Genomic DNA, 12,459 nt, shown 5'->3' on the forward strand with positions numbered 1-12,459 from the left:
TGAATAAGACTTTTTTTATTTACCGCAGAGGACGCAGAGGACGCAGAGGAAGAGAGGAGAATATCTGAATGTATTGCTATTTGGTATTGCGGGTTTTGGGCAGATTGCTAAATTTTTGCATAAATTGGCGATCGATCCAATCTTTCCAGTACCACAGCAGCGCCGATTCCCACATGAAAGATCCGCGAGAGGCGATAGCCCTTTTATTCCCAGTACCAATTAAGCCTAAGTATTGTTCTTGCGGCGCAAAGGGTTTCAGCGGTTTTTCCAATAAAAACTGCTGCAAATTTTCAAACAGCGGTTTGCCCTGACGCACGGCAAACACGCCTGCTTTGGGACGGGGATAATTAACCATCGCTGCGATATCTCCAGCCGCAAATACGTTGGAGTGAGAGACTGATTGCAGGCAATCGTTGACTTGCATAAAGCCGTTTGAGTCGGCTGCTAAACCCGATTCCCTGATCCAATCGGCGGCGGATGCTTGTGTCACCCAAAAAATGCGATCGCACTCTAATTCTAAACCTGATTTACAGGAAATTTGGTAATCGGTAGGGAATTGAAGAGTGGTTTCCCTCTCAATCTTTTTTACAGCACAGACTTTTTCCTTTAAATGCAATTGAATGCCGCGACTGATGAGAATTTCTTGAAGGCGGCGACGCACCCGCTGATTGTGTCCCTGCATCAATTCAGCACCGCTGTGAAACAAATGAATTTCTGATGATAAATTTTCTAAATTTTCTTCCCTCTTTCTTCTTCCCTCTTCCTTCTTCCCTCTTCCTTCTTCCCTCTTCCTTCTTCCCTCTTCCTTCCCCAATCGAGATTGCATATTTAATGCTAATTCTACGCCGCCTGCACCGCCACCTACAATCGCTATCCGCAGCGGTTTTTGGGGATGATTTGGCCTTTCGGAAATTAACTGATTCCAGCTAGCTAAAAACTCCGGTACGGGTTTAGCTGCAATTGCATATTCAGCGGCACCCGGTACAGATAAAGTCGCAGGAGTGCTGCCGATATCCACCGAAAGCACATCAAAATTAACGGGAGGACAAGTTTGACAAATAACTAAATTTTTGTTAAGGTCGATCGCGATCGCCCGATCGACCACTATTTGACACCCGGCAAATTCAGCGAGCGATCGCAAATCGATGTGACATTGATCATAATCGTAAAACCCGGCAACGTGCCCCGGCAGCATCCCCGAATAAGGCGCGTGCAGCACGTCGCTAATCAAAGTCAAACGCACTCCCGGCAGCGGTTTGATACCGAACATTTTTAATACGATAGCATGACTGTGACCGCCACCAATTAAGACTAAATCTTTCACAATTACAGATGTTCGATCGAAATATTCCAGCACCCATATTTTACAGCACTCGCACTCCTTGGGCCGCAAAGTCCGGTAAGGATAGCTGGCAGTGCGTAATTAATGATTTCCCAGCAGTTAGAGAGAATGCTGTCACTTACCCTCTGTCTCAGAGATTATACTTAGCTCAGTTGCGATGGGAGCACATCAATCCACCCATTTCGCTTAACCGATTCCACATTCAGCGCCAATGGCTGTAGACTGTAGAGCGAGCAAATTTTATCACCAAATTATGCCGGGGTGTGTTTCAATAGCTAACTCACCATTCAAAACTATGACATTACGCATCATTCCGCGCAGTTGGCAGCGATCGATTAAAACTCTTTTCCCGCTTCTGTTTGCCCTGTCATTCATTGTAGTATTGCTGACGAACAACTTAATTCCGGCGATCGCCCAGCAACCCCGCCAGGAAATTCGCGGCGTTTGGATGACGACAAACGACAAAGACATCCTCAGAGATCGTCGCAAACTAGGAGATGCTGTCAGCAAACTAAAACGGTTAAATTTCAACACAATCTATCCCGTTGTCTGGAATTCTGGCTATGCAATGTATCCCAGCAATGTAGCGCAGCAAAGAGATATTCAACCCTTTGTTTACAGAGGGTTAGAGGGACAGGATATGATCGGAGATTTAATCGCTCAAGCTCACCGCCAAGGCCTGCTAGTAATTCCTTGGTTTGAGTTTGGTTTCATGGCTCCTCCTACATCCGAATTAGCATTAAATCATCCCGATTGGCTGACACAAAAACAGGACGGCAGCCAAACATCAATCGGTGCAGGTGGCGAAGTAGTTTGGCTCAACCCCTTTCATCCAGAAGTCCAGCAATTCATTACCCAACTCGTACTAGAAATCACCACTCAATATAACGCCGACGGCATTCAATTTGACGATCACATGAGTTTGCCGTCTGAATTTGGATACGATGACTACACAATTGCTTTGTATACCAAAGAAACCAAAAAAGCGCCGCCCAAAGATTTTCAAAATCCAGCATGGGTGCAGTGGCGAGCCAATAAAATTACCGCTTTTATGTCGCAGCTAAATCAAGCCGTCAAAGCAGTCAAACCCCATGCAATTTTCTCAATTTCTCCTAATTACTACGAGTTTGCTTACAAACATCACCTCCAAGATTGGCTGACTTGGGTGCGTTTGGATATTGCCGACGAGCTAATCGTGCAAGTCTACCGTCCCAATTTAGAATCATTTGTAGGCAAGATTAACCGTCCCGAGATGCAAGAAGCACAGCAAAAAATTCCCACCGGAGTTGGGATTATGACAGGTTTGAGAAATAACCCAGTACCGATTCAGCAAATTAAATCTCAGGTGCAAGCAGTCCAAGAATACGGATTAGGCGTCGCTTTCTTCTACTACGAAAGCTTGTGGGAATATGCACCAGAACCCCTCGCCCATCGACTGTCTCAATTTAGTGCTTTCTTCCCATCTTCTGCATTCCGAACAGCGCTACAAATACCCAGACGCGCGGCGACTTTCCCTCCGCCTGCGCCACCCAAACCAGACCCCAAAGCTAAGCCAGAGCAACCTACCAAAAACAGCCCACCTTCGCCCTCGCCAACCACGTACAAGATTTAAAGAGTCATCAGTCATTGGTAATGTTGTAGGGTGTGCCATTAGTCCGACAGTCCGACAGGGGTTTAAACCCCTGTCTCATAGCTGAAGTCGTCTAAAGACGACTGTAGCAATTCTATCAAAGCTGTTTTTGTATAGAGTTAGCGCAGAATATATGTGTAACTCTAATTTTCAAAATTGAGATTACTATTTCAGTCGGTTTTAACCGACTTATGCTATTAGACAGGGACTTGAGTCCCTGGCAGCCTGTGGCAGTATGAAACAGCTCTACTGGGGGCTAGGGGATACCGAATTATGTTCCTATAAAATATCCGTATTACCAACAACTACCATCAAAAAATGCCAACTCACCAAAAAATTTTACTACCAAAAATGGGCTGTGGCACTTGGGCCTGGGGCAACAGATTCCTCTGGGGCTACAATGAAAGTATGGACGAGGAATTGCAAGCCGTTTTCAATCTTTGTGTTAGTAACGGCGTCACTTTATTCGATACAGGCGACTCTTACGGAACTGGCAAATTAAACGGACGCAGTGAACAGCTTTTGGGGCAGTTTTCTCAACAATATCAAGGTGCAAACAAAGACAGTATTTGTATTGCGACAAAACTGGCTGCTTATCCTTGGAGACTGACGCGACAATCAATGATATCGGCTTGCAAAGCCTCTGCGGCGCGCCTCGGAAAAAATGTAGATTTGGTGCAAATGCACTGGTCTACAGCTAATTACGCTCCTTGGCAAGAGGGGGCTCTTTTAGACGGTTTGGCTGACCTTTATGAGCAAGGATTGGTCAAGGGAGTAGGCTTGTCTAATTACGGGCCGAAACGGCTCAAATGGGTGCATCGGAAATTTAGCGATCGCCAAATTCCTATTGTTACTTTACAAGTGCAATATTCGCTACTTTCTACCTATCCGGTGACAGAACTCGGATTAAAAGATGTTTGCGATGAATTGGGGATAAAATTGATTGCTTACAGTCCTCTAGCCTTGGGGTTGCTGACGGGTAAATATTCCGAAAACGGGTCTCTTCCTAAAGGTATTCGAGGTTTGGCGTGCAAGCAGCTACTTCCGGGAATGCGATCGCTTTTGGAGTGTTTGCGAGAAATAGCGGCATTCAGAAACAAGACTGTTTCGCAGATAGCAATTAACTGGTGTATCTGCAAAGAAACTATTCCGATTCCGGGGGCGAAATCTGCGACACAGGCGAGGGATAATATTGGTGCTTTGGGCTGGGAGTTAGACTCCGGGGAGATTGCCGAATTAGATAAGGCGGCGGCAAGTGTAGATAAAAAAATGGTGCAGAATATCTTTCAAACTCGGTAATATCTGAGATGTTTTACCATTCTCAGGAACAGGCAAGATGCCTGTTCCACAAAGAATGAATTTCTTGTGGGGTGGGCATCCTGCCTGCCCGTACCATTCTCATGAACAGGCAAGATGCCTGTTCCACAAGACATGAATTTGCTTGTTCCACAAAAACTAAATTTTCTTGTGGGGTGGGCTTCTAGCCCGCCCCTGAAAGCCTGATTTACATCAAACAAAAATTTTCCACGCAGCGCACAAACATTTCTACACCCATCCCCAGCGCAGTTTCATCAAAATCAAAACGCGGGTGATGGTGCGGGTAAGCCAAGTTTTTCTCTGGATTTGCTGAACCTAAAAAGAAATAGCACCCAGGGACTTCTTGCAAAAAGAACGACATATCCTCGCCTCCCATTGTTTGACATTCTGGAACGATTCCCGCAGGAGTTTCGACAACTGATTCTGCCACGTCGCGCACCAATTCAGCTATTCTCGAATCATTAATAACTGGCGGATAAAGCGCACAATAATCTAATTGGTAATTAGCCCCGTGACTCTGACAAATTCCGGCAATTACTTGCTCGATTCGCTGTGCAAAATAACCTTGATATGCTGGATTGAAATAGCGCACCGTGCCAGCGATTTGAGCGGTGTCGGCAATGACGTTGTGGGTGTGGCCTGCGTGGAATTTGCCGACAGTTACAACCGCTGAGTCGATCGGGTCAATGTTCCGCGCGACAATTGCCTGCAAAGCGCTGACAATTTGGGCTGTAACTACGATCGAGTCCACAGTCTGATGTGGCATTGCGCCGTGTCCACCTTTGCCAAAAATCGTGCAGTCAAAAACTTCGACAGCCGCCATCAGCGCGCCGCTGCGGACGCCTACAGTGCCCAAAGGTAGATTGTTCCACAAATGCAAGCCGACGATCGCATCAACATCAGGATTCTTCAAAACTCCCGCTTCAATCATCGGTTTTGCGCCCCCTGGCCCTTCTTCGGCGGGCTGAAAGATAAATTTTACCTTACCCGAAAAACTGTGTTTGTGCTTGGCGAGATAACAAACAGTACCAAGGGCGATCGCAGTGTGGCCGTCGTGGCCGCAAGCGTGCATAATTCCATCATGCTGCGATCGATAATCCACCTCATTTTCTTCTTGAATCGGCAAAGCATCCATATCCGCCCGAATTGCCAAAACCCGCCCCGGTTTGCCGCTGTCTATAGTCGCGACAATACCAGTTTTAGCAATATTAGTTTCATGCTCTATTCCCCATTCCTGCAACTTTTGTGAGATAAACTGCGCCGTTAAATTTTCATCAAAACTCAACTCCGGCTTTTGGTGCAAAAGGCGACGCCATTCGACTAGCTGAGGCTGCAATTTTCTAATCTCCAACCGCAATTGAGATAAATCGACAGAGGTTAAATTCGGCAAAGTAGAAACCATGTTTTATTCTCCTTTTTTTTGATGAGGTTTTAGATTTAATCACTTAATAAATGGTAATCACTAATTATAGCAACCCAGAATAAGCTGTGAAACTCTCTCTTGTCTTTCTCTGCGCTCTCTGCGGTCTCTGCGGTTAAAATAAAATTTTCTTCAATCCTATCTGAGTTGTGCAGGAGATTTTTTTTTAATGAACCGCAGAGGGCGCAGAGTACGCAGAGGAAGAGAAGAATGAGAAAGAGAGGTGTTGAGAATAGGGTTATTTAGAAGTCTGAGGAACTAAATTAACCCCTGGCAGTAACTGTTCTAAATCTAAATCTGAAGCAATTTTAGCTAATTTAGCAAGGTCAGTCGGGTCATCTAAATGTGGCAAAATACCCAACACAGGTATTTGAGTCAGCGACTGGATCAAATCTATGGGCGCTAAATCGGCAATTTCTTCTTCCGAATAAGCTTTAACGCAATTAAGCACAATACCTCTGAGCTTAAAACCAGTGTGTCTGGCGAGAGCAACATTCGCCACAGCTTGCCCGATCGCCCCCAACCTCACAGGTACTACCAAAACCCCCCTCAGCCGCCAATCCCTGGCAATATCTGCCACAGTCAGTTCCCGCGTTACAGGTGATCCCAGCCCTCCCAAAGCTTCCACCAACACAAAATCCTTGCGCTCCGAGAGGCTTTGCCACGCCGTCCAAACCTTTTCGAGTTCGATACGTCTCCCCTCCCGTTCCGCAGCAATCGGCGGTGCTAGAGGCGCATCAAAGTGCAGCGGATTGAGTTCTTCGGGGGATTGGTCGAGGGAAAACAAACGGGTGTAAAGTTCGCGATCGCCCGTTCCCGTTTGCATGAGCTTCATAAGTCCCAAACTGCGATCGGGAAAATACATTTGCCAATAAGCAGCCAGAGCGCTGGTCAAAACAGTTTTGCCCGCGTCGGTATCAGTTCCAGTAATTAGCAGCGAGTTCATTGGCAAATAGCTAACAAGTAATTGGCATCAACCTCAGTCTAGGGGAATTTTGCCAGAAGTTTAGAGTTCTGGCGATGGTGCGGGTGTTGGTGCTGGTTCCGGTGACGGCGCGGGTTCCGGTTCCGGTTGTGGCGACGGTGCGGGTGTTGGGGCCGGTTCCGGTGTTGGTGCGGGTGTTGGAGCCGGTTGCGGCGACGGTGCGGGTGTTGGGGCCGGTTCCGGCGACGGTGCGGGTGTTGGTGCGGGTGTTGGTGCGGGTGTTGGTGCGGGTGTTGGGGACGGCGCGGGAGTTGGTTTGGGTGCGGGAGTTGGTGCGGGCGCCGGTTTGGGCGCCGGTTTGGGTGCGGGAGTTGGTGCGGGCGTCGGTTTTGGTGTCGGAGTTGGCGCTGGGCTTGGTTCTGGGCTTGCTTCCGGCAAAGGTTCTGGGTTCGGTTCCGGCAAAGGTTCTGGGTTCGGTTCCGGCAAAGGTTCTGGGCTTGGTTCCGGCAAAGGTTCTGGGTTCGGTTCCGGCAAAGGTTCTAGGGTTGGTTCCGGCAAAGGTTCTGGGGTTGGGGTTGGCAAAGGTTGGGGGGTTGGGGTTGGCAAAGGTAGCGGGTTTGGTATCGGAGTTAGTGTCGGCGTGGGATTTATGAGTGCTGGCGCTGTCGGAGTGGGTTTGGGGCGCGAATTGTTGAGAAATGAGCCGACTAAAGCCCAGGAACCGAAGCCAGTCAAGATTACTAAGCCGGCCAGCAGTCCGATCGCAGCGATGGGATTGTCCCAAAAAGTGTCGCCAGCAGGCTCAATTAACGGGTCTGGCTGGTTTTTTTGGGGGTGGGAACTCTGGGCGGCGGGCTCGGGCGGTCTGCCCACGGCCACCGTTGCTATTAGCGAAGGATTTGGCGGCACCACTGCTGGCGGCGCGGGCGGTACAGTTGGCTGGCTAGGTTTAGGATTAGTTTGGGCGTCGAGTGCTTGGGCGACTTCGCTGACAGATTGATATCGATCGCCCGGAGACCGACTCAACATCCGATTGAGAACCAAAGCCAAACCTGTGCTCACCTGCGCTTGCTGCTGCCAATTCCACTGCAGCGTTGTTTGATCGAGCAATTCCTGCGGTTCTTTGCCTGTCAGCAGGACGATCGCCGTTACAGCTAAAGCGTAGAGGTCGCTGCTGGCTGTTGCCCGCCCGCTTTGCAACTGTTCCATCGGCGCGTAGCCGATTTTACCGACTGTTGTCGCGTGGGCTGTTCCTTCGGGAGACTGGACTTTGGTGGCGAGTTCCTTCACCACTCCAAAGTCAATCAGCACCGGCAACTGGTCGTTTTCCCGCCGAATTATATTTTCTGGGGAGATGTCGCGGTGGATGATGCCGCGGGCGTGGATGTGAGCCAGTACCGGCAGCATTTGCCGGATGAATACCAAGACTTCGGCTTCGGTGAAACTGCGACCATTTGAAGTTCGATCGAGCAGCAGTTCGCGGTAAGTCATTCCTTCCACGTAATCCTGCACTAAAAACAAACGCTGGTTCTCTTCAAATATTGCCCGAAACTGGGGAATTTGTGGGTGCCCAATTTGGTAAAGTATTGCCGCCTCTCTTTGAAACAATTCCTTCGATTTTTCCAAAACGTATGGCCCGCTTTGCACCGGAATCAATTCCTTCAGGGCGCAGCGTTCTTGAAACCGTCCCAAATCTTCTACTAAATAAGTCCGGCCAAATCCTCCTTGACCTAAAATATTCACCAAGCGGTAGCGGTTTTGTAGGAGAGTTCCAATAGCAATAGGTGGCTGCATAAGTTTAAGTAGAAACTGTTAAAAAATAGACGATCGCTCACAGACTTAGTAATGCTAGGTCTTTAATGCTCTTGAGCAGACTTCACTCTCTGTAGTCCCCAGTCCCGACCAAAGTTAGTATTTTACATTTTTTTGACATTCTTGGACGCCAGGATGGTCAGAAACCGGGTTTTTTCACGAAAATACACAGGTTGCAACCCGCATATCCGATCGAAAACCCGGTTTCTGCGTCAATATCTCAAGGGAGAAATGCACGATTTTTCGTAGAAACCGGGTTTTTTGGCTTTAGCCCTAATAATTTGTCGCCCCTCGGTCTAGGCCATACATCTCTATAAAGCTGGAGATTATTTATGGGAGATGTCAACTGCCAACTGTCAACTGTCAACTGCCAACTCTCAACTGTCAACTGTCAACTGTCAACTGTTAAGCTTTGCTTTCACCATGTCTTGAATTCTGTTACCGTCTGCTTTGCCCTTAAGCTGCTGCATTGCCTTGCCCATCACCTTGCCCATATCTTTTGCAGAAGTAGCGCCAACCGAGGCAATCACTTCGTCAACGACTTGACTCACCTCTTCGTCTGACATCTGGGGTGGCAAATACTCTTCAACAATTGCTAACTCCGCCTCCTCTTGTGCCACTAAATCTTCGCGGCCACCTTTGCGGTATTGTTCGATCGAATCCCGGCGCTGTTTGGCTATTTGCATCAAAATTTCCATTTCTTGAGCTTCTGTCAGCGTCTCTTGGCCAGAGGGACGAAGGCTGACTTCTTTTTCGAGAATAAATTTCTTGATGCCGCGAACAGTTTCCAAGCGAACTTTGTCCTTGGACTTCATGGCTGCTTTGATTTCTTCGTCAATGCGTTCTCTTAAGCTCATCGATTTCTACCTTGCTTTGCCCGATATCAAAAATCTGAAGTATGCTTCCGATTCTTAACTTTTTTTACAGTATTTTTCAAGTTTATTGCCTGTTGGTGGCTTTTTTATCGCATTGAACCCGGATGCCTTCGACTTTCGGCTGAATTTTGGGCGGCTAGACTTCCAGCCTCAGCCCTAAATTGACTCTCGCCAGAATTTTTAGACGCAGGGACACAAGTGCGATCGTACTTCTGCCAGTACAGAGTTCGCTACAACCCACATTCCACACCCTGGCGTGTCATACAGCATAATTACGCAGAAAACTCTATCTTTACAGTAATAAATTATGCCTTTAAAAAGTTTTATATCCGTTAATGTACGGTATTCAAGTATAATTCATAGTTTTATTGCTGGATAAAAATAAGTAAAAACCGATTCTGACCGTTAAGGGTACTGAATGTGGGGTAGAAACCGGATTTGTTGGCCATATTTCTACAAGTCCTATTCAATTCGCCTAACTTCACACTTGTGGCCGCCCCGAAAGTTAAATCTATTAAAAAATTGGCTGAATATTTCTAGTTTCAGATGGTAAGATAGCGATGGAATAAACGTCCTGCAAGAGGCCTGCTGTGATCCGTTCTGCTACTTTACCGCTTCCGCTTCCCGAGCCGCCGGTTTCCGCTCATGACCGTCTGCGGCTGTTCTCCGGTTCTGCTAATATTCCCCTCGCCCAAGAGGTGGCTCGCTATCTGGGGATTGATTTGGGGCCGATGGTTCGCAAGCGGTTTGCTGATGGGGAACTCTACGTTCAAATTCAAGAATCGATTCGGGGTTGCGATGTTTACTTGATTCAGCCAACTTGCTGTCCGGTAAACGATCGCCTCATGGAATTGTTAATTATGATCGATGCTTGTCGCCGCGCTTCGGCCAGACAAATTACTGCCGTCATCCCCTATTACGGATATGCTAGGGCTGACCGCAAAACGGCCGGAAGAGAGTCGATTACTGCAAAATTAGTGGCTAATTTGATTACGGAAGCTGGGGCCGGTCGCATTTTGGCGATGGATTTGCACTCAGCTCAGATTCAAGGTTATTTTGACATTCCTTTCGATCACGTTTACGGTTCGCCGGTGCTTTTAGATTATCTGGCGAGCAAGCAATTGACGGATATTGTTGTGGTTTCGCCGGATGTTGGCGGAGTCGCTAGGGCGAGAGCTTTTGCCAAAAAGCTTGGTGATGCTCCCCTGGCAATTATTGACAAGCGCCGCCAAGCTCACAACGTGGCAGAAGTGATGAATCTTATCGGTGATGTCAGGGGCAAAACTGCTGTGTTGGTGGACGACATGATCGATACTGCCGGCACGATTTCTGAAGGTGCGAGATTGTTGCGCCGCGAGGGTGCGAGGCAGGTTTATGCTTGTGCTACTCATGCGGTGTTTTCGCCTCCGGCGATCGAGCGTTTGTCTAGCGGGGTTTTGGAAGAGGTAATTGTTACGAATACAATTCCTGTGCCTGAAGAGAACCGTTTTCAGCAGTTGACGGTGCTTTCGGTAGCCAATTTGCTCGGAGAAACTATTTGGCGGATTCACGAAGATAGTTCTGTTAGCAGTATGTTCCGCTAGAGGGCAAAGACAGTTTTTGAATGTTTGTTTTAGGGTGCGTTAACAAGAGTGTAACGCACCGTTTTTTTTGTGAAGAGTGCGATCATTTCCCGCAAGTAATCAGCCCAGTCTCATCTAACTTTTACTCTCAAGTCCCATCAAATTCTTGTGGAGTGGGCGTCGCGCCCGCCGGGAAAATACAATTTAGAGGTCGAACAGCTTATCAAGTTCCTCGGTAAAATAACGCTTATAACTTTGTAGGGAGGACTCAAGTCCTCATAAAATTCGCTCGGAGTTGAGTTTTCACTACGAACCAATGTGACGATCGGCGATCGATCGCACTTGGTACCACCGGAACAAGAGATGGTAAAATTCTATCTTGTTGTTGGAAGAGGGCGACTTTTTTATATTCTAGATAAGTCTCATCACCATAAGGAGCCAATAGGGAAAAATCATGAAACATTCACTTGTACGAACAGTGGCCGCACTGGCAGGTTCAGCAATTTTAACACTTGGGGCGATCGGTTCGGCTAAAGCATTTACTTTTGACGAAACCGACATTAACCAAGACCGAGTAATTGTCATCGCCCAACCCCGCCCTTTCGGCGGCTACCAATTGCTAATTCTAGAACAAGTCTCTGACACGCGAAAATGCTGGAGCGAAAGTGGTTCTAATCCCGTGAAAGTCGATCCCTTATTAGTTAGTTTTGATTTCACCGGTATTTGTGGTCGCGCAACAGACAGCAACGGCTTTTCAATTCGCATGGCAGGCACAGATTTAGCATTAAAATACACCCTAAGCTTGGAAATTGTTGATGGCAATGTTCTTCTAATGGGAACTCCGGTAGATTACCAAGGTAAATCGGTGATTATCGGTCGCACAAACGGCGATGTTAACGACTTCATGAAAATCACTCTCGATCCTGCTTGGCGATTGAGTAAAAGAGCTTATCAAGGCCGCACATTAGGTCACTTTTATTTCACTACCAATCAATCCGCACCGGAAGAAATTGGCAATACCGGAGGCAATACCGGAGGCAATACCGGAGGCAATACCGGAGGCAATACCGAAGCAATACCCCAGCCAATACCAATACCAATACCAATACCGCAGCCAATACCGCAGCCAATACCGCAGCCATCACCGCAGCCAATACCGCAGGAAATACCAATACCGCAGCCAATACCGCAGGAAATACCAATACCGTAGGCAATACTGGCTTTTCTACAACTCGGAGATAGCTACCGATGATATCTACGCTTCCGAAATTAAAGAAGCTGTGGGCTTTGGGTTTGTATCCCGGTTTTCTCAAAATAATACCTTTCGACTGCAACTTGCTGTTACCAGAGAGCAATTGGTATCTTTAGTATTGGAATCCTGGAAAGGAGTACAAGATGCTATATCACATTTCCTAGCAATGTTTCTATCCGTCCCTATAGCGATGTTGATATTTTCCGCTGGAGTGCCTGAAAAGTTCTATTTGCGCGGAAAAACAAGATAGTTAGGGCTTGCTGAATATATCGAGCGCATATTACGTGGGCTGGGTTAAGAGAGCGTGCGATCGAGAGTAAAGTG

Annotated in this window: 11 protein-coding genes; 5 read left to right on the plus strand and 6 right to left on the minus strand. The window is 47.5% G+C overall.

Annotated elements, in window-relative coordinates:
- Positions 1–76: 76 nt before the first annotated feature.
- Complete coding sequence (locus QUA34_RS26685; protein WP_333390129.1) at positions 77–1,324, minus strand: FAD-dependent oxidoreductase; 1,248 nt, start codon at positions 1,322–1,324, stop codon at positions 77–79.
- Between the two features lie 8 nt (positions 1,325–1,332).
- Here QUA34_RS26685 and QUA34_RS26690 point away from each other — a divergent pair, with 8 nt between their 5' ends.
- The 3 genes from QUA34_RS26690 (at position 1,333) to QUA34_RS26700 (ending at position 4,271) form a co-directional block, all read left to right on the plus strand.
- Positions 1,333–1,563, plus strand: a complete 231-nt coding sequence (locus tag QUA34_RS26690) for a hypothetical protein (RefSeq protein ID WP_333390131.1) — start codon at positions 1,333–1,335, stop codon at positions 1,561–1,563.
- Positions 1,554–2,954 carry a glycoside hydrolase family 10 protein gene (locus QUA34_RS26695; protein WP_333390133.1) on the plus strand — a complete coding sequence of 467 codons (1,401 nt, stop codon included), beginning with the start codon at positions 1,554–1,556 and terminating at the stop codon, positions 2,952–2,954. Before QUA34_RS26690 ends, QUA34_RS26695 begins: the two co-directional genes overlap by 10 nt.
- Before the next feature lie 336 nt (positions 2,955–3,290).
- Complete coding sequence (locus tag QUA34_RS26700) at positions 3,291–4,271, plus strand: aldo/keto reductase (protein WP_333390135.1); 981 nt, start codon at positions 3,291–3,293, stop codon at positions 4,269–4,271.
- A 205-nt stretch (positions 4,272–4,476) separates the two neighbouring features.
- Here QUA34_RS26700 and QUA34_RS26705 read toward each other — a convergent pair whose 3' ends face one another.
- The 4 genes from QUA34_RS26705 to QUA34_RS26720 all read right to left on the minus strand — a co-directional run bounded on the left by QUA34_RS26705 (position 4,477) and on the right by QUA34_RS26720 (position 9,303).
- The gene (locus tag QUA34_RS26705; RefSeq protein WP_333390137.1) at positions 4,477–5,691 is read right to left on the minus strand and encodes a M20 family metallopeptidase; all 1,215 of its coding nucleotides are present in this window, start codon (positions 5,689–5,691) and stop codon (positions 4,477–4,479) included.
- A gap of 256 nt (positions 5,692–5,947) precedes the next feature.
- Positions 5,948–6,655 carry a dethiobiotin synthase gene (gene bioD / locus QUA34_RS26710; RefSeq protein WP_333390139.1) on the minus strand — a complete coding sequence of 236 codons (708 nt, stop codon included), beginning with the start codon at positions 6,653–6,655 and terminating at the stop codon, positions 5,948–5,950.
- 60 nt (positions 6,656–6,715) lie between these two features.
- The gene (locus QUA34_RS26715) at positions 6,716–8,428 is read right to left on the minus strand and encodes a serine/threonine-protein kinase (protein ID WP_333390141.1); all 1,713 of its coding nucleotides are present in this window, start codon (positions 8,426–8,428) and stop codon (positions 6,716–6,718) included.
- Between the two features lie 416 nt (positions 8,429–8,844).
- Positions 8,845–9,303, minus strand: coding sequence for a GatB/YqeY domain-containing protein (locus tag QUA34_RS26720; protein WP_006635515.1), 459 nt, complete (start codon positions 9,301–9,303; stop codon positions 8,845–8,847).
- A 608-nt stretch (positions 9,304–9,911) separates the two neighbouring features.
- On the opposite strand from QUA34_RS26720, the gene QUA34_RS26725 reads away from it, so the two are divergent.
- Entirely contained in the window at positions 9,912–10,904 is a 993-nt protein-coding gene (locus QUA34_RS26725) for a ribose-phosphate pyrophosphokinase (protein ID WP_333213821.1), read from the plus strand.
- Between the two features lie 247 nt (positions 10,905–11,151).
- Here QUA34_RS26725 and QUA34_RS26730 read toward each other — a convergent pair whose 3' ends face one another.
- Complete coding sequence (locus tag QUA34_RS26730; protein WP_333084537.1) at positions 11,152–11,346, minus strand: hypothetical protein; 195 nt, start codon at positions 11,344–11,346, stop codon at positions 11,152–11,154.
- Here QUA34_RS26730 and QUA34_RS26735 point away from each other — a divergent pair.
- The gene (locus tag QUA34_RS26735; RefSeq protein ID WP_333323378.1) at positions 11,338–12,093 is read left to right on the plus strand and encodes a DUF3747 domain-containing protein; all 756 of its coding nucleotides are present in this window, start codon (positions 11,338–11,340) and stop codon (positions 12,091–12,093) included. The two genes, QUA34_RS26730 and QUA34_RS26735, sit on opposite strands and share 9 nt — an antisense overlap.
- Positions 12,094–12,459: the final 366 nt, after the last annotated feature.

Origin of the sequence: Microcoleus sp. POL10_C6, from assembly GCF_036701585.1 — a bacterium.
Lineage (GTDB): Bacteria > Cyanobacteriota > Cyanobacteriia > Cyanobacteriales > Microcoleaceae > Microcoleus.

Excerpts from the sequence above, each read along its gene's own strand:
- QUA34_RS26735 (WP_333323378.1), top strand. The coding sequence starts at position 11,338 with ATGAAACATTCACTTGTACGAACAGTGGCCGCACTGGCAGGTTCAGCA.
- bioD (WP_333390139.1), bottom strand. The coding sequence starts at position 6,655 with ATGAACTCGCTGCTAATTACTGGAACTGATACCGACGCGGGCAAAACT.
- QUA34_RS26715 (WP_333390141.1), bottom strand. The coding sequence starts at position 8,428 with ATGCAGCCACCTATTGCTATTGGAACTCTCCTACAAAACCGCTACCGC.
- QUA34_RS26730 (WP_333084537.1), bottom strand. The coding sequence starts at position 11,346 with ATGTTTCATGATTTTTCCCTATTGGCTCCTTATGGTGATGAGACTTAT.
- QUA34_RS26695 (WP_333390133.1), top strand. The coding sequence starts at position 1,554 with ATGGCTGTAGACTGTAGAGCGAGCAAATTTTATCACCAAATTATGCCG.
- QUA34_RS26700 (WP_333390135.1), top strand. The coding sequence starts at position 3,291 with ATGCCAACTCACCAAAAAATTTTACTACCAAAAATGGGCTGTGGCACT.
- QUA34_RS26705 (WP_333390137.1), bottom strand. The coding sequence starts at position 5,691 with ATGGTTTCTACTTTGCCGAATTTAACCTCTGTCGATTTATCTCAATTG.
- QUA34_RS26690 (WP_333390131.1), top strand. The coding sequence starts at position 1,333 with ATGTTCGATCGAAATATTCCAGCACCCATATTTTACAGCACTCGCACT.
- QUA34_RS26720 (WP_006635515.1), bottom strand. The coding sequence starts at position 9,303 with ATGAGCTTAAGAGAACGCATTGACGAAGAAATCAAAGCAGCCATGAAG.